Raw genomic sequence first — 20,046 nt, 5'->3', positions numbered from 1 at the left:
CTAAAGCAAAATCAGTGCCCACGAAAAAACATGACACGTAGCCGTATTTTTTATGTTCTAACGCTTACAGACGCTGTGCGCTCGGGCACTGAACGCATTGCGTAATAGATGGATAAGCAGCACCTGTTGCTAAACAACGTGACATTTTTTCACTGTCAGGCGCATTTTTACGCACTGAGCAGAAATTTTCGTGTTTGTCTGCTGGCATCGGCAATCGGCAAAAAACCAACTTTCTCAAGATAAAACTTTCTTAACATTCATTTATTGAGCATAAATATCAATTACTTAGCGATGTAACACTTCATACAAAACAACGTTCAATAGACCTAGCGTCGCCCGTTTAAAACAAAGGTACATAATTTGAATGGATAGTAATCAAGCATTACGTAAATCTATCCTAACAAGGACGAGACATAGAAATCTCTTAAAGCAGTTTTTCGTAACGAGTAATCAAACGAACAGAAAATTGGAGAATTCATGACTAATTCGGAATATGACATCAAAGCACTTTTGACACCGGATGCTCAGGGTCAAATTGCCGCAATTTATGATAACAAAGCGCAGGCAACTAGTTCAGCCCGTGCTTTAATAGAACGATCTGTAGTATCAGAGTCACAAGTTACGCTTATCGAAGGCACTGAAGACGATTTTGGTAAAAAGTTAGAACAAGACAGCACCGTTATTGGCAATTATCTTTGGAGCTCGCATCTTAAGATGGGGGCGTTGGGGTTGGGCGCAGGATTTATTGTAGCTAGCCTATTGGTTGCTTTCGGCCCAGCGTTAACGCAGCAAAACCCCATCTTCACGTTTATCGCATTAATCAGCCCAGGGTTATTCTTAGGACTTTTTATTGCGGGCCTTTTCGCGCTGCGCCCAGATAGAAACAACATCATTCAAACGGTTAGGCATGGTTTGCGTAACGGAAAAGCGGCGTTGGTAGTGAATACGAAAACACCAGACGGCGTGACGAAAGTTAAAAATATTTTGGAAAATCACTCGAATAATATTGTGATAGCCATTCGCTAACCATCTAAAAACGGCCCTTTGGGGCCGTTTATTTTTGCGTTATCTTCACCAGTCAATCTGCGCTTTGTCTCTCAAAAACGCGCCATTGGGCCCGCCCTTATCATGTAATCCTAACCAGAGTGCGGTTTCGGCTCCCTCTTCAGGTGTACGCGGCGCACTTGCACCTCCCATACGCGTATGAACCCAGCCGGGGCACATGCTATTCACCGTAACGTCACAATCGTCGCCATGACTCGCTTTTATATCACTCGCTATTTTTACCGTAAGTGCATTAAGTGCGGCCTTGCTAACAGCGTAGGAAAGCGGGCCTTCTAAGCCCTCTTTAAAACTACCCCACCCTGAAGATACGTTTATAATGCGTCCAAATCCCGACGCCAACATATCTGGAAGAATATGCTTTATTAGCGTTAGTGGCGCAGCAACATGAAGTTGCATTGCATCATGTAAATCATTGCTCGTAAGCTCTTCCCATCCGCAACTGTTCAACGCGCCCGCGTTATTGACCAGAATATCAAAAGGGCCATAAACCGCGTTGGCTCGCACAAACGCGTCAATAATGCTTTGTTCTTCATCTAGCGCCATTTCAATAACATGAACGTCACCACCAACGATGTCTTGCCGCGCTTCAAGGCCTAGGGTTTCATCTCTGCACGCCATTACAACTTTACACCCCTGCTGCGCAAAGCCCCGAGCTATCTCAAGCCCAATACCTCTGTTTGCACCGGTCACCAATACTGACTTAGTCATATATACCTTCCTTTTTGCGAGTCATAGTTTTCTCGACATAATTGGCAATAAAAAACATAGCAGGAAATGCAAACGCCCATACTGCGCCGACAAAAATATACGTCATCAAAACAGATTGCCCTAGCGTAACCGCACCGAAATTAGCTCCCGCAACATAACTTAATGGCGCGAAAACGGCCCCGCCTATTGCTGCGATAAGTGGGCGATTTTTAAATAGTGTCATACTGTGTAACAGGGTGCCTGCTAAACCAGACCACAATAAGCCTAACCAAATTGGAATCAGCCAAGATGGTGTATTGGCTATCTGATGTGTGGTATCGAAGCTATAAATGCCAAAGAACGTCAGGCTACTATCCACCACTACACCGAACAAAAAGATAACAACGAACAATACCCCATCAACGAAACGTTTCTTGGAAATGGTAAGCCACACTATTAAGAGGCCAATCACGTAGGGGATTGACGCATTTTGAAGTAATACAACAAGCCACCAAATTGATTGAAACCATACAAAATTTGTAATTTTTAACGCGTTGTCACTCATACTATTCTTTTCATTAATGTTTACAGCATTTACGGGCTTCACAAGAATCTAGTTCATATGTAGATATTTATAAACGAAAACAAAACGTTCAACGTATGCATCCTAATGAAATACAAAGGATGTTGATAATGAAAATGGTTAAGTATTATGTTTTAGGCGCGTTGCTGGCGCTTTACCTAACATGGATAGTCCCGTTCGTTATAGTAAAGGTACTATTAGGGTGGATAGCATTTTCACTCATTGCGGTTAGCAGTGCCTACCTGCTTAATTACCCCGAGCTATTTAGAAAGCGGCAAGACGGTTCAATACCAATTTATATACGTTGGGTTTTCATCCCGTTCTTACTCGGGACGGGGCTTTTCAATGAATATGCGAGAAGAACCGATAAAGTCCCGCCACTACAAAAAATAGATGATAACTTATTTTTAGCATGTCGAATGTCAGGACAACATGTACCGCTGATGAAAGACAATGGTGTTAACGCCATTTTAGATGTTACTGCAGAATTCGACGGATTAGATTGGACTGCGTACCAGCAAGAATTCGAGTATCTAAACATTCCTGTGCTTGATCACACCAGTCCAACAGTTGAACAACTTACCACCGCAATCAATTGGGTAGACCAACAAATTCGAAGCGGCAAAAAAGTTGTCATTCACTGCGCGCTGGGCAGAGGAAGAAGTGTTCTAGTTACCGCGGCTTATCTACTTGCACGTGATGACACACTGTCAATCGTAGACGCCATGAACAAAATTCAGTCTATACGTTCTACCGCTCGGTTAAACAAACGGCAACTACACGCTTTATCGCAGGTGAAAAAAGGCGGCAGACTCAACCTAAACAAGTCGCTTGTATTAGTGGTAAACCCCGTATCAGGAGGGGGCAAATGGAATGTCGAGAAGGACGAAATATTATCCCGTCTTAACCCACACTTTCAAATAAGCATTCTTGAAACTACGCCTGAAATAAGCGGTGAAGTACACGCAAGGGATGCGATCCACAAAGGTGCGGATATTGTCGTTGCATGCGGCGGTGACGGTACGATAACCGAAGTGGCGAGTGCCGTAATTGGCTCCAACGTCACTATGGGTATGATACCTCTGGGCACGGCTAATGCACTTTGCCAAGTGCTTCAGGGTTTTATGAGTAAGATAATGCCCATATCAACAGCATGCGACATCATTATAAACGGCGAACGTACAACGATAGATACAGCGCAATGTAACGATAGATTAATGTTATTGGTTGCGGCCGTAGGGTTCGAAGAACAAATGATTTCGTCTGCTAGTCGCGACGAAAAAAATGCCGGAGGGCAACTAGCCTACATTCAGGGGCTCTACAACGCTATAACGAAGAACGAAAACTTAGCCTTTTCTCTGTCATTGGATGACGGTGAGTCGCAGCAACTTGAAACACCAAGTTTTGTTATAGCGAATGCCGCGCCCCTAACAACCGCCCTAGCACAAGGTGATAACCCGCCCTCAATAACCGATGGAAAAGTAGATATCACATATCTACTTCCAAATGAAAATGCTGATAGGCAATTGTTATCGATAGCGGAACTGATGTTTAGTCCAGCGGAGTCCAAACGTAAATCACAAAGCATTGTTCACCAAAAAGCAGAAACAGTGTCCCTCACTTTTCCAGAAGAAGTGCAATACGCCGTCGACGGCGAAATCTTTTCTGCATCTACAATTACGGTAACTAGCAAACCACAAAGCCTACGTGTTCTTGCTAGTAATACCATTTCTTCGGAGCAATAACGAATGAGCAGTACGAGTAACATTGACCAATTAACCGAGTTCTTGTCTGAACGATTTGAAAATGAGCCGGAATACCTTCAAGCAACCCAGGAAGTGCTTGCTGATATTGTTCCAATATCAAACGCAAATGAAGCCTATAAACGTTATGACATCGTAAAGCGACTTTGCTTACCTGAGCGCGTTATATACTTTACCGTTAGCTGGGTAAACAGCGCAGGAGACGTGGAAGTTCATCAGGGTTGGCGGGTTCAACATAACTCCGCAATGGGCCCGTATAAAGGGGGCTTGCGTTTTCACCCTTCAGTATCATTATCGGTATTAAAATTCTTGGCCTTTGAACAAAGCTTTAAGAACGCACTGACCGGGCTACCAATGGGCGGGGGGAAAGGCGGGTCTGACTTTAATCCCAAGGGGCGAAGCGATCGCGACATTATGCTTTTCTGTCAGGCGTTTATGCGTGAATTACAACGCCATATTGGCGCACAAACCGATGTACCCGCGGGTGACATTAACGTTGGTGCCAGAGAAATTGGCTACCTATACGGTGAATACCGCCGCTTAAACAATCGATTTGAGGGCGTTTTAACGGGCAAGGGGCTTGAATTCGGTGGAAGTCATGTAAGAACAGAAGCGACGGGCTTTGGGCTCATCTATTTCCTACTAGCCGTGTGTGAAGCGCAAAGCACACCGTTAAAAGAAAAGCGTGTTTTAGTATCAGGCGCGGGCAATGTTGCTTTACACGCAGCGCTAAAGGCTATACAAAAAGAGGCTTGCGTGCTCACCCTATCGAATAGCAGTGGCTTTTTATTTAATGAGCATGGGTTTTCAGAAGCTGATATAACGTGGGCTATTAGTCATCGTGCTAACGAAGAAAATATTCTGATTAGCTTGTCAGAGCGCACTGGTGCCACATGGCATAAAAACAAAAAGCCATGGCACATTGCCACTGACATTGCCCTTCCCTGTGCGACACAGAACGAATTAGACGAGGCCGACGCGAAACAGTTGATTGATAATGGCTGCCGGATGGTGCTTGAGGGCGCCAATATGCCCTGCACTGACAAAGCGCAAGCTGTTTTTCATGAAACACAAACAACCTATGTACCCGGCAAAGCCTCAAATGCAGGGGGTGTTGCACTCTCTGGGTTGGAAATGAGCCAAAACGCTGTTTTTAAGCCCCGTAGCGCATCTACGCTAGATGAAGAGCTCAATGACATCATGAAAGACATCCATGCTCGATGCGTTGAAGAAGGCAATGAAGACGGCCATGTAAATTATATGAAAGGTGCGAACATCGCTGCCTTTAGACGTCTTGCCGAAGCCATGTTGGCACAAGGAATTTAACTACCTTTATACACAGAAGATAGAGTGAACATTACTCTATCTTCTGTGTAAATCCTTCACGCCGCTTTCCTTCTATTTGCAATACACACATGCTTTATATTAAAACATCATGAAAATCATAGCCATAGAGCCTTAACACATATGGAATGAATATCGCATGGTCTACCGAGTAGATTATTATTATTTAGTGTAAGGAAGGTACTATGAAAATTTTTGAAGCGTTACGTCAAGATCATGAAAAACAGAGATTGCTACTTAAAATATTAGCTGAAACCAGTGGCGATACTGAAGCACGAAGAGAATACTATCAAGAGTTAAAGGACCAGTTAGAAAGCCATGCCGTGGCTGAGGAACGCCACTTTTACACACATCTTTTAGAAAAAGATGGGGCAGTAGATTTAACTCGTCATGGTATAGCTGAACACCATGAGATAGATGAATTAATCAGTACGCTTGATTCTACCGAAATGAGTTCACCTGCTTGGTTGCATTATCTTAAATCTTTGAAAGAAAAGGTTGAGCACCACCTTGCTGACGAAGAACAAGAGTTCTTTCAAATTGCAGGTTCACTGCTTAACGATAAGCAGAAAGTGGATTTAGCAGACGGTTACCAAAAAGAAATGAAAAAAGAGCTCGAATCAGCATAACCACTGATTCGTAATATATACAGTAAAGGCCGGAGTTCACGGCCTTTTTAATGCGCTAATAAAAAACCGGCTTTCAAGCCGGTTTTTTTAAATTTGTAACATCTATCAATTGCTAGCGCTTGGCAATGATATAAACAGCGTGAATTACGCCTGGAAAATACCCTAACAGCGTTAGTAAGATATTAATCCAAAATTGGGCACCTATGCCAACTTGAAGAAATACACCTAGCGGTGGCAAAAGTATCGAAAGTAAAATGCGTATGATATCCATAAAATTTCCTTTTATTGCAGTTTTTTTATAGTGTTGTGAACTATATGCCCACTAACCCTGCTTGAACATATAAATCGTGGGCGTTTTTGCTGTCACAATAAATCAATGCACAATTACTGCCAACATTACGCATATTTAACGCTAATGGGTATTAGCTTAAAGGTGTATTTTCCAACCAGCTTTCAAGGTCTGCCTTTTTAAGTGGCCTAGAAATGTGATAGCCCTGAGCAATATCACAGCCCCACTCTTTTAAGATATTCAATGAAAGCTCATCCTCGACGCCTTCTGCCACCACTTTAAGGCCAAAAATGTTCGCTAAGCTTAAAACAGTATGCACAATCTGTTGATCGTTTTCGTCACTGGCTAGAGACAAAATAAAACTCTTATCGATTTTTATCGTGTCTACAGGCAGGTTTTTAAGGTACGCAAGCGAGGAATACCCCGTTCCGAAGTCGTCAATAGCGAAATGAAAACCACGGTTTTTTAACGAAGTGAGATTTTCAATTGCCAAGCTTGCATCTGATACTAAGTCACTTTCGGTGATTTCAAGTTCTAAGTCTTCAGGCGCTAACCCTGCATCAGTAAGTAGCTGAACCAATTTCGACAGCAATATATTATTCTGGATATCTTGAGTGGAAAGGTTCATTGCGATACTAAATTGATAACCTTTGGTTCTAAAGTCTGAAAGGTCATTAATGGTTTGCTGCATTACCCAGGTAGTAACTTGCTCAATAAGTCCTGCCTGTTCAGCAATAGTAATAAATTCATCTGGCGGTACAAACCCCAAGGTTTCATTATTCCAACGTATTAAGGCTTCCATACTACAGACTTTCATTGCACGTAAATCTACTTTTGGCTGATACACCATGGACAACTCATCTTGGTTGCTCGCTAATGCGCGCTTGAGCTCAGTTGTAATGGTTAAACGCCTCACATACCTAGCTTCAAGTTCAGGCCTGTATTTTACCATCCACGTTGCTGTATGAATTGCCTCGTCGGTCACAATATTCATTTTTCTGAACAGCTCTTCAGAGGTAGCAGCATCGTTGGGACAATCGATAACCGCCATCGCCACTTTGAGTGGGATAGCAATAAGATTACTCTCAACGGGCTGTTCCAGAATATGCTTCAGTGTTTCTAATTGGTCGTCATCTAACGATGTATCGCTAATATATAAAATTTCACCGCCGGCGAGGCGTGCAGACGTACCTGGCCAACGTAGTAAGCGTTCTGACAATGCTTTCAGCGCATTATCGCCATTCGAATAACCATAAAGATCGTTAATCGTTCTAAACCCAATTACCGTTATGGCAATAACCTGTAACGGCTTATTAGCTTGCATTTCTTGTTCGAAGAATTGCTCAACATAGTTGCGATTATAAAGCCCGGTCAGTACATCATGTTGTGCTTGATATCTAATTCTCTGCTCACGCAGTTGAATGCTATCTTGCATGCTATCTACAGCAGCTGCTAACTCTGTGATTTCCAACAATGAAGACGGCTCTTTTAGCACCGTCCCGTAAGACCCCGACGCAACGAGATTGACTGCTTTTACTAAGTTGGATACGGGTTTACTTACATTGCGTGCTAACAGTAGCGAGACACCCAGCGCGATAAAAATAGTAAGGAACATTACTGATAGAATCGATAACTGAATATTGGTAAACGATGCAAACGACGGTGAAGCATCAATAGCCGCAGTAACAGTGACCGGAGATTCACCAAATTCAGATGAAAAGCTCACATCTCGGCTAAAGTAGGTCAGTTCTGAGCCAAACGTGACATCCCAATAGCTTGGCGACCCTTGACTGTTGAGTACAGTTACCGCTTTTCCCTTATCTAAGGTAGATGCAATAACATTACCTGATATTTTATCCGATACGATGATATCAGCGTCGACTAAACGCTTTAACTCATTCAACAACACTTCATCAAATTTTACGCCAATGAGCATATAATACCGAAGCGTAGGAATTTCTACTTTATAAAGATTAAGTTGTATTAGCGTATCATCAATAATAAACAACCCGCTTTCATTATTTTTTGCGACAAGAGCAGTACTTTCTAGCGATTGCGAGCCCACAGTAAATAAGTCGGAATAGCTTGCAACAATAGAATGGTCTAAATCGACAAGGGCAATAACGTCGGTATTGATACGTGCTGCATAACTCTGAAAGGCGGCTTCAATAGAGGGAATATCAGAGGTACCTACCGCACGTCTGAAGTCATAAGAGCGCAGTAGTACGTTTGAAACGCTTTTGATAATTTGCTTTCTATCTTCAATCAGCCTATCGAGCACGTTACCGGTGACGGTGATGTCTTGGCTAATGTTTTGTTCTAGAAGCGTATTTGCCGAGCGCCACACAGCGGTAACTATTAACAATGCAGTTATTAATATACCAACCAGCAATGTACGAAATAGGCTTTGCCTAACTGTTAATTGCACACCACTATCCATGTTGCTAACTGACGCATAAGAACTCGAACTATTAAAAATACACGATGTAGTTAGGATAGCGCATAAAAGAGAATACGAGTAGCCTTAACGCGCTGTATTTATTCTACATTCATTTTATTACGCGCAATAAAAAAGGCTAGCAATCATGCTAGCCTTTCAATTTGGTGCGGAAAGCGGGACTTGAACCCGCACGAGCTATGCTCACCACCCCCTCAAGATGGCGTGTCTACCAATTCCACCACTTCCGCGAAAACTTTTATTAGTTAGGTACGTCGCTTGACGTATCTTCAGCCTGAGGTACTTCCTCAGCTTCAACAATCGGTACATCTGCATCGGCTGGCGCCTGAACTGGCACTTCAACTGCTGCTGGAACGTCTAGGTTTTCCCACTCATCGTCTGCACTCTCACGGTTCGCTGTCATCGCACCTAATGTAAGGCTGATAAAGAAAAACAAACCCGCTAAAATTGCAGTTGTACGAGTCATGAAGTTACCAGAACCCGATGAACCGAAAACGGTATTAGAACCACCAGAGCCAAAAGATGCGCCCATATCTGCGCCTTTACCTTGCTGAATAAGTACAAAACCGATCAGCAGTAACGCTACAACAAGATAGGCTACCAATAGCACTTCATAAACCATAAATACCTCGTCAGTTTGCCGCTTGGCAAATTGAAATAAAATCTTCTGTTTTTAGGCTGGCTCCACCAATGAGGCCACCATCAACATCTTTTTGGGCAAACAATGTACTTGCATTGTCCGCTTTTACGCTTCCGCCGTAGAGAATTTGCAGCGATCCTGCTAATTCTTTATCAATATCGGCAAAATACGTTCTTATAAAACTGTGCACTTCTTGCGCCTGTTCTGGCGATGCCGTTTTACCTGTTCCAATTGCCCAAATAGGCTCATAGGCAACAACACACTGCATTAGCTCATCTAGTGATAGAAGCGCACTAACCGCGGCAAGTTGTTCAGATAAAAAAACATTTACTGTATTGTCTTCGCGAACATGCAATGGTTCGCCAACACAAACGATGGGGATTAACCCTTCGGCAATCGCTTTTTTTGCCTTTTGAGCAACAAGTTCACTGCTTTCACCGTGATCTTCTCTTCGCTCTGAGTGACCTACGATGACATAACGACAACCAATTTCTTTTAGCATACTGCTAGAAATGTCACCGGTATGTGCCCCATTATCAAGAGGGCTGACGTCTTGTGCGCCAACGTTAATGTATTCGTTATCAATCGCTGATAACAACACTGAAGGAACACACAACACCTTTTCAACATTCGGCGCTACCGTAGCGTCAAATGCAGTATTAAACTTGCTGATTTGCGCCAGAGTTCCATTCATTTTCCAGTTGCCCGCTACAAGCGGCTTTCTTGCAATTGTTTTCACAACGACGACCTTAGCCCTGTCTTAAAGCGGGCGTGATATTAACGATTCCAGCTAAGTTTTACAAGCAATAAAACGCAAAAATTACTGTCACACCAGCTAATTGGCGAGATTACGAACAACTGCCGCAATATGCTCAGCCCATTTGTTTGATTGCGCCTCATCATCCGACTCAACCATCACTCTTACTAATGGCTCTGTTCCGCTCTTACGTAAGAGCACCCTTCCCCGTTTGCCTAATGCACTTTCTGCCTCTTGTTTCGCTACAAGTACATCCTGATGCGCTGTGTAATCAACACCTTCTGTTGAATAGCGAACGTTGATTAAGGTTTGGGGATACATCTCAAAGCCGCTGCTCAGTTCGTGCAAATTAAGACCCGTCCGCAACATTGCAATAAGTACCTGAAGTCCTGCAACAATGCCATCACCCGTTGATGATACAGCAAGGTTCAGTACGTGCCCTGAATTTTCACCGCCAATCAGCCACCCTTTTTGTTGCAGCAGTTCCATAACATAGCGATCGCCCACGTTACTCCGCGCAAAGGGCACTCCGAGCTTCAATAACGCGTTTTCTAGACCTAAGTTGCTCATAAGCGTCCCGACCACACCGCCTTGCATTCGACCATTTTTTAATGCATCTCTAGCAATAATATAAACAATTTGGTCACCGTCTAAAACGTTACCCAAATGGTCAATCATCATGATGCGATCACCATCACCATCAAGTGCGAAACCAAGGTCAGCACTGACTTCTTGAACTTTATCAATAATTGGCTGAAGTGATGTAGCCCCAACGCCCTCATTAATGTTTAATCCATTAGGCGATGTACCAATTTCTACGACCTGCGCACCAAGTTCTCTAAGCACATTAGGCGCTATGTGGTACGTTGCACCATGAGCGCAATCAACTACAATTTTCAAGCCCGTTAACGATAACTCTGACGGGAACGTGCCTTTACAAAATTCGATATAACGCCCAGCGGCATCGTCAATGCGCGTCGCCTTACCTAACTTATCTGATGCTACGCAGGTCATCGGCTTATCGAGCATACTTTCTATCGCAAGCTCAATATCATCATCAAGCTTAAAGCCTTGTGCCGAGAAGAATTTAATACCGTTATCGTAATAAGGATTGTGAGAAGCGCTTATTACAATGCCAGCTTCAGAACGAAACGTTTTTGTTAAATAGGCGATTGCCGGTGTGGGCATTGGCCCTAACAAGCCAATATCTATGCCGGCAGCTGAGAGACCGGCCTCGAGCGACGATTCCAACATATAGCCTGAAATACGCGTATCTTTACCAATTAACACTTTATTTGTGCCACGCCCAGCAAGTACTTTACCCGCAGCCCAGCCTAACTTAGTGACAAATTCTGGGTTAATGTTACTTTCGCCCACTTTGCCACGAATGCCATCAGTGCCGAAATATTTACGCTCGCTCATTGTTTATCCTTATTCTACTGATAAAAGCATATTAACTAGTTTTACCGCGTCCGACGTTTCCTGTACATCGTGAACACGGATTATTGGTGCTCTCATTTGTGCTGCAATTGTAGCGAGACTAATACTTCCCGCCAAGCGTTCATCTACATTTCGGTCTAACAATTTTCCGATCATCGATTTTCGCGACATGCCAACGAGCACCGGATAACCCAACTGCATGATATCTGGAAGATGTTTTAACAGTGAAAAATTGTGTTCCAACGTTTTCCCAAAACCAAACCCTGGGTCTAACAAAATACTGTCTGTCGCTATTCCAGCGTCTTCACACGCTTTAACACGCTGCTGTAGAAACGTTTTCACATCAGAAACGACGTTAGCGTAATGTGGCGAGTGTTGCATAGAACGCGGCTCGCCCTGCATATGCATTAAACATACAGGCACATGAGATTCAGCGGCGACCTGCAACGCGCCAGGCTCTTGAAGTGCACGCACATCGTTGATAAGTGCAGCGCCCGCTTTCACGGCTTCGCGCATCACCACAGCTTTGCTGGTATCAATTGAAATGACGCAATCTACGTTATTGCTTAACCGCTCAATGACGGGAATAACGCGCGATAACTCTTCATCTACGCCAACAGCGTCGGCGCCTGGTCGTGTCGATTCGCCACCGATGTCTATAAACGTGGCCCCCTCTACAACCATCCTTTCTGCATGAATCAAGGCATTATCAAGCAGTGAAAATTGCCCACCGTCAGAAAATGAGTCTGGCGTTACATTTAAAATACCCATTACCTTAGGGCTCGTTAAATCAATGGTTTTATCTTTAAATTTCATGCGCGTATTTTTAGTAACTTATACGGATTAAACATAAAAAAAACGCCAGAAAGTCTGGCGTTTTTTAAGTAATGATTTGGCTTAGCTAGGTAGGTCGCCTGGCTTACCAACCGGTGGTTTGTTAACACCATCGCTAGTAATTTCACCTTCGCGTACCGGTGTACCGCCGCTTGGCTTGTCGCCGCCTGATGGCGATTTATCATCCCAACCTGACGGTGGACGCACTTCAACTCGGTTCATCAGATCATCGATTTGCTTCGCGTCAATTGTTTCATACTTCATCAGCGCGTCTTTCATCGCATGAAGAATATCCATATTATCGTTCAGGATTTTCTCCGCTCGTTGATAATTGCGCGTAATGATATCTTTAACTTCTTCATCAATTGCTAGCGCTGTCTGGTTGGACATACGTAACGAACTTGACTGACCGCGACCTAAGAACACTTCGCCTTCTTCTTCAGCGTAAAGTAATGGCCCCATTTTACTGGACAAGCCCCACTGCGTAACCATTTTGCGTGCAATGTCAGACGCACGTTCAATGTCGTTTGATGCACCTGTTGTCACGCCCGCTTCACCAAGGGTTATCTCTTCTGCAATTCGACCGCCATACAAGCTTGAAATCATGCTTTCAAGTTGCTGCTTGCTATGGCTGTACTTATCTTCCTCTGGAAGATACATAGTGACACCCAGTGCACGTCCGCGAGGAATAATCGACACCTTGTAAACAGGGTCGTGCTCTGGGACTAATCTACCTACAATAGCATGCCCAGCTTCGTGATAAGCCGTATTGGTCTTCTCTTCCTCAGACATAACCATCGATTTGCGCTCAGAGCCCATCATGATTTTATCTTTCGCTTTCTCGAATTCTTCCATCGATACAAGGCGCTTGTTACCACGCGCAGCAAACAAAGCCGCTTCATTAACCAAGTTGGCTAAGTCTGCACCAGAGAAACCTGGCGTACCGCGAGCAATGACAGACGGTTCAACGTCGTCTGCAATCGGTACTTTGCGAACGTGGACTTTAAGGATCTGCTCACGTCCACGAATGTCTGGTAAGCCAACAACGACTTGGCGGTCAAAACGACCAGGTCTAAGTAGCGCTGGGTCAAGCACGTCTGGACGGTTCGTTGCCGCGATAACAATGATACCTTCGTGGCCTTCAAAACCATCCATCTCTACCAACATTTGGTTTAATGTTTGTTCACGTTCATCGTGACCGCCGCCAAGACCTGCACCACGTTGGCGGCCCACAGCATCTATCTCATCGATGAAAATAATACATGGCGCTGCTTTCTTAGCCTGTTCAAACATATCGCGAACTCGCGAGGCACCAACACCTACAAACATCTCAACAAAGTCAGAGCCAGAGATAGTAAAGAACGGAACTTTAGCTTCGCCAGCAATCGCTTTGGCTAGCAGCGTTTTACCCGTTCCAGGAGGGCCTACCATTAGTACGCCCTTAGGTATCTTGCCGCCAAGTTTCTGAAACTTTGATGGGTCTCGAAGAAAATCAACGAGTTCAGAAACATCTTCTTTCGCTTCATCACAGCCAGCAACATCGGCAAACGTGGTTTTGATTTGGTCTTCACCAAGCAACCGCGCTTTACTCTTACCAAATGACATCGCGCCGCGGCCGCCACCACCTTGCATTTGACGCATGAAGAAAATCCATACACCAATAAGCAGTAGCATTGGGAACCACGAAATAAAGATAGACGCTAAGAAGCTTTGTTCTTCCGGCGGCTCGCCGTAAACGCGCACGTCGTTTTTCACTAAATCTGAGACAAGCTTGTCGTCAAAATAAGGAACAAACGTTTGGAATGTTTCACCAGAACGGCGCGTTCCGCGAATTTCGCCACTGTTATTAATGCGAACTTCACGGATGTTACCTTGCTCTGCTTCTTTTAAGAATGTTGTGTAGTCTGTTTGTGCTCGAGCTGAGTCACTAGGTGAAAAACTCTGAAAAACGGACATCAACACAACGGCGATAACCAACCATAGGATTAAATTTTTTGCCATATCGCTCAATGCTACTAACCTCTAAAAATCAGACATTCTGGGATCGTTATCTGTGACAATGCACAAAAACTATCCTGAAATTGTCGCAACGAAAATCGCTTACTGAAAGCCTACTACACTTTATACCCACACGCTACCAAATACACCTCTCGAGAGCGTGCCCTCGACGAATCTGGTTTTCGCGTTTTAATCGTTGTAAATGAACCCTTTAGGGCATTCATAAACTCTACAAACCCTTCACCTTGGAAAACTTTTATTACAAATGTTCCACCGGGTTTGAGTACGTGGTGACACATATCTAACGCAAGCTCACACAAATAGATGGACCTTGACTGATCGACAGCAGCATTACCCGCGAGGTTTGGCGCCATATCAGACAACACTATGTCTACGTTCTTTCCACCGATTCTGTTCAATAATGCTTGAAGTACTGCATCCTCTCTAAAATCACCCTGAAGGAAATCTACCCCAACAATGGAGTCCATTGGTAAAATATCACAGGCAATAACCTGTCCCTGATCACCAACAAGTTTAGCAGAGAGCTGAGACCACCCACCTGGCGCAGCGCCTAAATCGACCACTGACATACCGGGCTTGATAAGCCTGTCTTTTTTCTGGATTTCTTCGAGTTTATATATTGCACGAGAACGCCACCCTTCTTTTTGGGCTTTCTGTACATAATGATCGTCGAAGTGTTCTTGTAACCAGCGCTTACTGCTGGCGGAGTGTTTCTTTTTTGTCATTCCAACACAATGTAATTAGGATTGTAGACGAGATGGCGGTAGAATACGTTATTTCAAGCATAAACTGATATATAAATCGTAAGAAAATTGACTAAATGAAACTTTCAAATAAACAAAAACAATTTTTAAAAGGCCTCGCACATCCAATGAAGCCAGTGGTACAACTGGGTTCAAATGGCCTCACAGAGGGCGTTGTTGCTGAGATTGACAATGCACTTAACCATCATGAATTAATAAAAGTTAAGGTTCCGACTGACGATAGAGAAGAGAAATCGTTAATCATGGATGCGATTGTTCGTGAAACACAATCTGAAAAACTTCAGGTTATTGGTCACACGCTAATAATCTACCGTCCGACCGAAGAGCGTAAAATACAGTTGCCAAAGTAAACGTATTTTAATTCGGCTGATGCAGTGTCACCGTAGTTTTTCTGTCACCTAACCGTTAACATTGTGTTAAAAACCAATCAACAAACGGATTCACAATGACAGAAAAGACTTTGACTGCGGTGATCACGGGCGGCTGCTCTGGTCTTGGACACGCAACGGCCATGGTACTTCGAGAGGCAGGCGCGAACGTTTGCTTACTTGATCTCAATGAAGAAATGGGTGCCCAACGCGTTAGCGAGCTAGGTGCTGACAATACATTTTTTGTTAAGGTTGATGTAAGAGACGAAAACGTTGTCCAGCACGCTATTGATGCGTGTATTTCTCGCTTCTCGTCAATAGATGTACTCGTAAACTGTGCCGGTATTGCACCAGCAAAGCGTTTGTTAGACAGAGAAGGTAACCCTGCCCCTCTCGGCGACTTTCAAAAAGCCATTGATATTAACCTTGTTGGTAGTTTCAATGTGGCGCGCATCGTTGCCGCTGCAATGGCAAAACAAACGCCGGTAAATAGTGATGGAAGTCGCGGTGTTATTATTAATACAGCGTCTGTTGCAGGCTATGAAGGGCAAATTGGCCAGACTGCCTATGCCGCAAGTAAAGGCGGCATTATTGGGTTAACCTTACCCATGGCACGTGATTTAGCGCCTCTTGGCATTCGGGTTAATACTATTGCGCCCGGCGTTATGGGTACCCCAATGTTGCTAGCAATGCCTGAAAAGGTGCAAGATGCCCTGTCTGCTAATGTTCAATTCCCTAAACGACTAGGCTTACCCGAAGAATTTGGAAAGCTTGTACTGCATATTGCACACAACACCTATATTAACGGTGAGACTATTCGTTTAGATGGCGGTTTGCGCATGCCTCCAAAATAAACGGAGCGCGGTTTGTAAACGTAAAAAGGGAGCATTTGCTCCCTTTTTTTTACTTCTTCTCTCGCACCACAGAACGCATCTTATCTTTAATAAACGACGAGTACCCTACTCCCCGTCCCCGCCATTTACAATCAAGGCGATATTATACAAACGGTTCACTGCATGATAATTAATGGAATTTTTCGGATAACGACCTTTGCTACTAATCTTGCCCGCTTCTTGCTGCATTAGAATAGATAAAGCGTCATCCACAGTTTCAACGGTATAAATATGAAACTGCCCTTTTTTCACCGCATCGATGACTGTCGTGTTCAGCACTAAGTTTACTGCATTGGATTTTGGAATTATAACCCCTTGCGTGCCAGTCAAACCGCGATGCTGACAAAGGTCAAAGAAGCCTTCTATTTTTTCGTTGACCCCGCCTACGGCCTGAACCTCGCCGTTTTGATTAATTGAACCCGTAATAGCTAACGTTTGAAGGCAAGGTATTTCTGTTAAGGCAGAAATAAGCGCAACCAGTTCACCTAGCGATGCACTATCACCGTCTATATGACCGTAAGACTGCTCTAGCGCAATATTTGCTGATAACGTTAATGGAAAATGCTGAGCGTATTTATTACCTAAATACCCCGTTAGCAACATCACGCCTTTGGAGTGAATGGCTTGGCCTAGTTCTACCTCGCGCTCAATATCAACTACACCGCTTCCACCAACGTATACGGTTGAGGTAATTCGTGCAGGGGTACCAAATGCAGTATCGCCAACATCTAGCACGGTCAGCCCGTTTACCGTGCCAATCGCAGAACCTTCTGTCGCTATAAGCACATGCCCTTCTTTAATATCGTTAAGCAAGGCTTGGCTTACTCTGCCGGTTCTTCGTTTTTTTGCACTTAGCGCGGTTTTCAAATGCCCTATCTCTAAGGTATCTGCCCCCGCTTTTTTGCAAAAGAAATGCGCCTCGTTAACCAATTCAATTACTTCTGCGAAATGTGCTGATAATTTATTTTGATGCTCTGCCATTCGCAGGGAATACTCTACGAGCCGCGCCATTGCAGTTAAACTTATATCTTTTACATCAAGCGTACGTAAATGACGTCGCACTTTTCCAACAAAATCAAACAGAGACTGGCGGGACACCTCTATCTCAAGGTCGAAATCAACCAGAACGCGAAACAGTTCATCAAACTCATCGTCGTAATCTTGTAACGTATAGTATAAATCGCGAGACCCCATCAAAATAATCTTTACATTAAGATCGATGGGCTGAGGATTCAGTGTAATTGCGTTCACCATTCCTACATCTTGCTGTGGCAAATCCATACGCAGACGGCCAGATTTAACCGCAAGTTTTAACGTGTCCCATACATAGGGTTGCTCAATAAGCTGGTCAACGTCTAGCAGTAAATATCCCCCATTAGCTCGATGCAATGCACCGGGGCGGATCATACGGTAGTTGGTAAACACACTGCCGTGAATATTGGTGTATTCGATTTTGCCAAACAGGTTTTGGTAAGTAGGGTTAGGCTCATAGTAAACAGGGGCTGAGGCGTCAACCTGATTCGCGACCAATACGTTAGGCAAAAACTGTTCCTCAAGATAGATTCGCCTGTCGAAGTCTTCCGTTTTATCCTCTCGTTGCTCCTCTGACTTAATAACTAAAATAGCGTCGATAAGCGCTGACTTTAACTTTTTTAAATACTTAAGCGTACCAATGTCAGATGCATAGCTGTGCTCAAGCATTTTCAGTAGCGGCTTAATGCCGTGTTCAGCCGTTTGTTTATCTAACGCTTTTAGCTGCTCAGCATTTTCACGCTTCCAAATAGGCAAACTGAGTAAGCTCTCGCTGAGGCGGTTTTCTAATTCATCGATAAGATCATAGAAATACTGCCTCTTTTGATCGTCTAACGAGGCAAATTCAGTATCCGTCAGCGGTTTTCCATCAATTATGGGAGAGAAATTTATTGTTCCAGCGTCTTCATAGAGGGCGACATCGTTTGCTTGAGCATAACGCTCTACCGTATCCATCGCACTGTTATATTTACTCTCAAACTCCCGCACAATACTGCTTCTGCGTCGCTGATAGCTAGGGTTGTCAAAAGCAACGGGAAAGGTATTCAGAATATCATCGAGTAATGTAGCTATATCTTTATGGAATTGCTTACCGCCGCCAGCAGGAAAACGTAATGCGATAGGTTCGCGCTCTTCATCGAAATTGTTGATATAGCAGATATCATCAATCGCACCACGATGCGCTACCTCACGTTCTATATAGTCTTTAACGAGAGTGAAGCGGCCTGTAGCAGGTTCACCCATAACGTAAAGGTTGTATCCTTTCGCCTGAATGCCCAACCCAAATGTAAGGGCTTCACGGGCCCGCTCTTGGCCAATGAAGGTCGCATTAAGCGCTTCGTCGTCTTTTAACGCGCTGGCAATCGCGCGCCGATTTATGCTAGGTGATAATGCGTCAAAGTCTAACGCGAATGCTTTACTGTCTGCAGACATGGTGTTCTATCTTTAATTCTTTAGGTAAGTGAAACCCTAATTAACTTGAGTGTCAAACGCTTATCAGCATTAACATGGCATTGCACTGTTAATTGAGCAACAAACAACCATTAAGACACAAAATAAGTAAAATTGGATGACCCTCATTAACAATAGTCGATTCGCCGCTAACACTTTGTCATTTTATTCTGTTAGCGTTACACCATACGTGCATTTTAATGAACCACGTTAACGCGCCAGGCACACCGTTCAAAGAAAGGTAGACGAAACAATGATAAAAATAACTCACCGCCCTTTTACCCGCTCTGTTCTGATATTGATTACCACATTGTTCGCATTGCCCAGCATGGCTGACATTAACTATGCAGATAACACGGGTTTTTCTATCACAAATGTTAGTGAAAGCAACGCACCCGTTGATGCGGTTTATACGCACTTTATAAAACACGTCGATATGTGGTGGCCAAAAGATCATACGTGGTGGGAAGGCAAACTGCACATCGAAGAAAAGGCTGGCGGCTGCTTTTGTGAAACCACCGATATCGCCAGTGCTATGCATATGCAAATCAGCGTTATTGAGCCTAACAAGAAGGTCGTCATGATTGGCGGTCTCGGACCGCTTCAGGAGATGGGGATAAACGGCGCGTTAATTTGGGAGTTTAACGTGCTTGAAAGCACAACTTATGAAGATAGTAACAACGCCAAAAACCAACGCGATAATGTTCAGAAACAGAGAACAAAAGTCACGCTGACGTATAACGCAGCCGGAACTATTCACTTCAATGGTAAAAAAGCAACGAATGACGATGCGGTCAATTTGGTTACTATTGTTGATAGCGTGCAGGCTCAACAACTTACCGCGTTAACAATGTTTAGCGACGCCCGTTTTAAGTGATAGTGAACTTACCGTCGTTGCGCATTTCATTGAAAACCATTAAACATAGTGTCAGATAGCACGCTTTATGCTCGTTTTTCAACCAAGCAGCAATAAAAATTGCGTAGTTCGGTGCTAAGCTATTGAGGCATGGCTTAGCGCTGAGGTATTCTATT

At 43.9% G+C, this 20,046-nt stretch carries 18 protein-coding genes and 1 tRNA gene; 7 read left to right on the top strand and 12 right to left on the bottom strand.

Annotated elements, in window-relative coordinates:
* The first annotated feature begins 477 nt into the window (after window positions 1-477).
* Window positions 478-1,026: a hypothetical protein gene (locus tag AC27EZ_RS10750; protein WP_487135336.1), complete on the top strand. Its 549-nt coding sequence runs from the start codon at window positions 478-480 to the stop codon at window positions 1,024-1,026.
* Window positions 1,027-1,071: 45 nt separating this feature from the next.
* On the opposite strand, the gene AC27EZ_RS10745 is transcribed toward AC27EZ_RS10750, so the two are convergent.
* The gene (locus AC27EZ_RS10745; protein WP_487135335.1) at window positions 1,072-1,773 is read right to left on the bottom strand and encodes an SDR family NAD(P)-dependent oxidoreductase; all 702 of its coding nucleotides are present in this window, start codon (window positions 1,771-1,773) and stop codon (window positions 1,072-1,074) included.
* Complete coding sequence (locus AC27EZ_RS10740; protein ID WP_487135334.1) at window positions 1,766-2,317, bottom strand: DUF2878 domain-containing protein; 552 nt, start codon at window positions 2,315-2,317, stop codon at window positions 1,766-1,768. The genes AC27EZ_RS10745 and AC27EZ_RS10740 overlap by 8 nt, the downstream gene beginning before the upstream one ends.
* A 128-nt stretch (window positions 2,318-2,445) precedes the next feature.
* Here AC27EZ_RS10740 and AC27EZ_RS10735 point away from each other — a divergent pair, with 128 nt between their 5' ends.
* The 3 genes from AC27EZ_RS10735 to AC27EZ_RS10725 all read left to right on the top strand — a co-directional run bounded on the left by AC27EZ_RS10735 (window position 2,446) and on the right by AC27EZ_RS10725 (window position 6,071).
* Window positions 2,446-4,080, top strand: coding sequence for a diacylglycerol kinase family protein (locus AC27EZ_RS10735; RefSeq protein WP_487135333.1), 1,635 nt, complete (start codon window positions 2,446-2,448; stop codon window positions 4,078-4,080).
* Window positions 4,081-4,083: 3 nt separating this feature from the next.
* Window positions 4,084-5,424, top strand: a complete 1,341-nt coding sequence (gene gdhA, locus AC27EZ_RS10730; protein ID WP_487135332.1) for an NADP-specific glutamate dehydrogenase — start codon at window positions 4,084-4,086, stop codon at window positions 5,422-5,424.
* Between the two features lie 203 nt (window positions 5,425-5,627).
* Window positions 5,628-6,071, top strand: a complete 444-nt coding sequence (locus tag AC27EZ_RS10725) for a hemerythrin domain-containing protein (protein WP_487135331.1) — start codon at window positions 5,628-5,630, stop codon at window positions 6,069-6,071.
* A 112-nt stretch (window positions 6,072-6,183) separates the two neighbouring features.
* On the opposite strand, the gene AC27EZ_RS10720 is transcribed toward AC27EZ_RS10725, so the two are convergent.
* The 9 genes from AC27EZ_RS10720 to rlmE form a co-directional block, all read right to left on the bottom strand.
* Window positions 6,184-6,342 (bottom strand): YqaE/Pmp3 family membrane protein, encoded by a 159-nt coding sequence (locus tag AC27EZ_RS10720; protein WP_487135330.1) that lies wholly within the window; start codon window positions 6,340-6,342, stop codon window positions 6,184-6,186.
* 151 nt (window positions 6,343-6,493) lie between these two features.
* Window positions 6,494-8,788 (bottom strand): EAL domain-containing protein, encoded by a 2,295-nt coding sequence (locus AC27EZ_RS10715; protein WP_487135329.1) that lies wholly within the window; start codon window positions 8,786-8,788, stop codon window positions 6,494-6,496.
* Between the two features lie 174 nt (window positions 8,789-8,962).
* Window positions 8,963-9,048 (bottom strand) — tRNA-Leu (locus AC27EZ_RS10710).
* An 11-nt stretch (window positions 9,049-9,059) separates the two neighbouring features.
* The gene (gene secG / locus AC27EZ_RS10705; protein ID WP_487135328.1) at window positions 9,060-9,440 is read right to left on the bottom strand and encodes a preprotein translocase subunit SecG; all 381 of its coding nucleotides are present in this window, start codon (window positions 9,438-9,440) and stop codon (window positions 9,060-9,062) included.
* Between the two features lie 10 nt (window positions 9,441-9,450).
* The gene (gene tpiA / locus AC27EZ_RS10700; protein WP_487135327.1) at window positions 9,451-10,197 is read right to left on the bottom strand and encodes a triose-phosphate isomerase; all 747 of its coding nucleotides are present in this window, start codon (window positions 10,195-10,197) and stop codon (window positions 9,451-9,453) included.
* Between the two features lie 96 nt (window positions 10,198-10,293).
* Entirely contained in the window at window positions 10,294-11,637 is a 1,344-nt protein-coding gene (gene glmM / locus AC27EZ_RS10695) for a phosphoglucosamine mutase (RefSeq protein ID WP_487135326.1), read from the bottom strand.
* A 9-nt stretch (window positions 11,638-11,646) separates the two neighbouring features.
* A complete protein-coding gene (gene folP, locus AC27EZ_RS10690; protein ID WP_487135325.1) occupies window positions 11,647-12,471 on the bottom strand; it encodes a dihydropteroate synthase in 825 nt (274 codons plus the stop codon).
* A gap of 81 nt (window positions 12,472-12,552) precedes the next feature.
* Window positions 12,553-14,499: an ATP-dependent zinc metalloprotease FtsH gene (ftsH, locus tag AC27EZ_RS10685; protein WP_487135324.1), complete on the bottom strand. Its 1,947-nt coding sequence runs from the start codon at window positions 14,497-14,499 to the stop codon at window positions 12,553-12,555.
* A gap of 104 nt (window positions 14,500-14,603) precedes the next feature.
* Window positions 14,604-15,233 (bottom strand): 23S rRNA (uridine(2552)-2'-O)-methyltransferase RlmE, encoded by a 630-nt coding sequence (gene rlmE / locus AC27EZ_RS10680; RefSeq protein WP_487135323.1) that lies wholly within the window; start codon window positions 15,231-15,233, stop codon window positions 14,604-14,606.
* A gap of 95 nt (window positions 15,234-15,328) precedes the next feature.
* Between rlmE and yhbY the strand changes: the two genes are divergently transcribed.
* Both yhbY and AC27EZ_RS10670 read left to right on the top strand, forming a co-directional pair.
* Entirely contained in the window at window positions 15,329-15,622 is a 294-nt protein-coding gene (gene yhbY, locus AC27EZ_RS10675; protein ID WP_421131572.1) for a ribosome assembly RNA-binding protein YhbY, read from the top strand.
* Between the two features lie 95 nt (window positions 15,623-15,717).
* A complete protein-coding gene (locus AC27EZ_RS10670) occupies window positions 15,718-16,494 on the top strand; it encodes a 3-hydroxyacyl-CoA dehydrogenase (RefSeq protein WP_487135322.1) in 777 nt (258 codons plus the stop codon).
* Window positions 16,495-16,599: 105 nt separating this feature from the next.
* Here the strand turns inward: AC27EZ_RS10670 and AC27EZ_RS10665 are convergent, their stop codons facing one another.
* The gene (locus AC27EZ_RS10665; RefSeq protein ID WP_487135321.1) at window positions 16,600-18,996 is read right to left on the bottom strand and encodes a Lon protease family protein; all 2,397 of its coding nucleotides are present in this window, start codon (window positions 18,994-18,996) and stop codon (window positions 16,600-16,602) included.
* A 271-nt stretch (window positions 18,997-19,267) separates the two neighbouring features.
* On the opposite strand from AC27EZ_RS10665, the gene AC27EZ_RS10660 reads away from it, so the two are divergent.
* Window positions 19,268-19,891 (top strand): SRPBCC family protein, encoded by a 624-nt coding sequence (locus tag AC27EZ_RS10660; protein WP_487135320.1) that lies wholly within the window; start codon window positions 19,268-19,270, stop codon window positions 19,889-19,891.
* The last annotated feature ends 155 nt before the right edge of the window (window positions 19,892-20,046 follow it).

This window comes from Alteromonas sp. 4NH20-0056 (assembly GCF_057539655.1).
This window is presented reverse-complemented; position numbering and strand designations above follow the sequence as displayed.

What these genes read in the sequence shown, in the direction of transcription:
- AC27EZ_RS10750 (WP_487135336.1), top strand. Translation starts at nt 478, where the DNA reads ATGACTAATTCGGAATATGACATCAAAGCACTTTTGACACCGGATGCT.
- AC27EZ_RS10745 (WP_487135335.1), bottom strand. Translation starts at nt 1,773, where the DNA reads ATGACTAAGTCAGTATTGGTGACCGGTGCAAACAGAGGTATTGGGCTT.
- AC27EZ_RS10740 (WP_487135334.1), bottom strand. Translation starts at nt 2,317, where the DNA reads ATGAGTGACAACGCGTTAAAAATTACAAATTTTGTATGGTTTCAATCA.
- AC27EZ_RS10735 (WP_487135333.1), top strand. Translation starts at nt 2,446, where the DNA reads ATGAAAATGGTTAAGTATTATGTTTTAGGCGCGTTGCTGGCGCTTTAC.
- gdhA (WP_487135332.1), top strand. Translation starts at nt 4,084, where the DNA reads ATGAGCAGTACGAGTAACATTGACCAATTAACCGAGTTCTTGTCTGAA.
- AC27EZ_RS10725 (WP_487135331.1), top strand. Translation starts at nt 5,628, where the DNA reads ATGAAAATTTTTGAAGCGTTACGTCAAGATCATGAAAAACAGAGATTG.
- AC27EZ_RS10720 (WP_487135330.1), bottom strand. Translation starts at nt 6,342, where the DNA reads ATGGATATCATACGCATTTTACTTTCGATACTTTTGCCACCGCTAGGT.
- secG (WP_487135328.1), bottom strand. Translation starts at nt 9,440, where the DNA reads ATGGTTTATGAAGTGCTATTGGTAGCCTATCTTGTTGTAGCGTTACTG.
- glmM (WP_487135326.1), bottom strand. Translation starts at nt 11,637, where the DNA reads ATGAGCGAGCGTAAATATTTCGGCACTGATGGCATTCGTGGCAAAGTG.
- folP (WP_487135325.1), bottom strand. Translation starts at nt 12,471, where the DNA reads ATGAAATTTAAAGATAAAACCATTGATTTAACGAGCCCTAAGGTAATG.
- rlmE (WP_487135323.1), bottom strand. Translation starts at nt 15,233, where the DNA reads ATGACAAAAAAGAAACACTCCGCCAGCAGTAAGCGCTGGTTACAAGAA.
- yhbY (WP_421131572.1), top strand. Translation starts at nt 15,329, where the DNA reads ATGAAACTTTCAAATAAACAAAAACAATTTTTAAAAGGCCTCGCACAT.
- AC27EZ_RS10670 (WP_487135322.1), top strand. Translation starts at nt 15,718, where the DNA reads ATGACAGAAAAGACTTTGACTGCGGTGATCACGGGCGGCTGCTCTGGT.
- AC27EZ_RS10665 (WP_487135321.1), bottom strand. Translation starts at nt 18,996, where the DNA reads ATGTCTGCAGACAGTAAAGCATTCGCGTTAGACTTTGACGCATTATCA.
- AC27EZ_RS10660 (WP_487135320.1), top strand. Translation starts at nt 19,268, where the DNA reads ATGATAAAAATAACTCACCGCCCTTTTACCCGCTCTGTTCTGATATTG.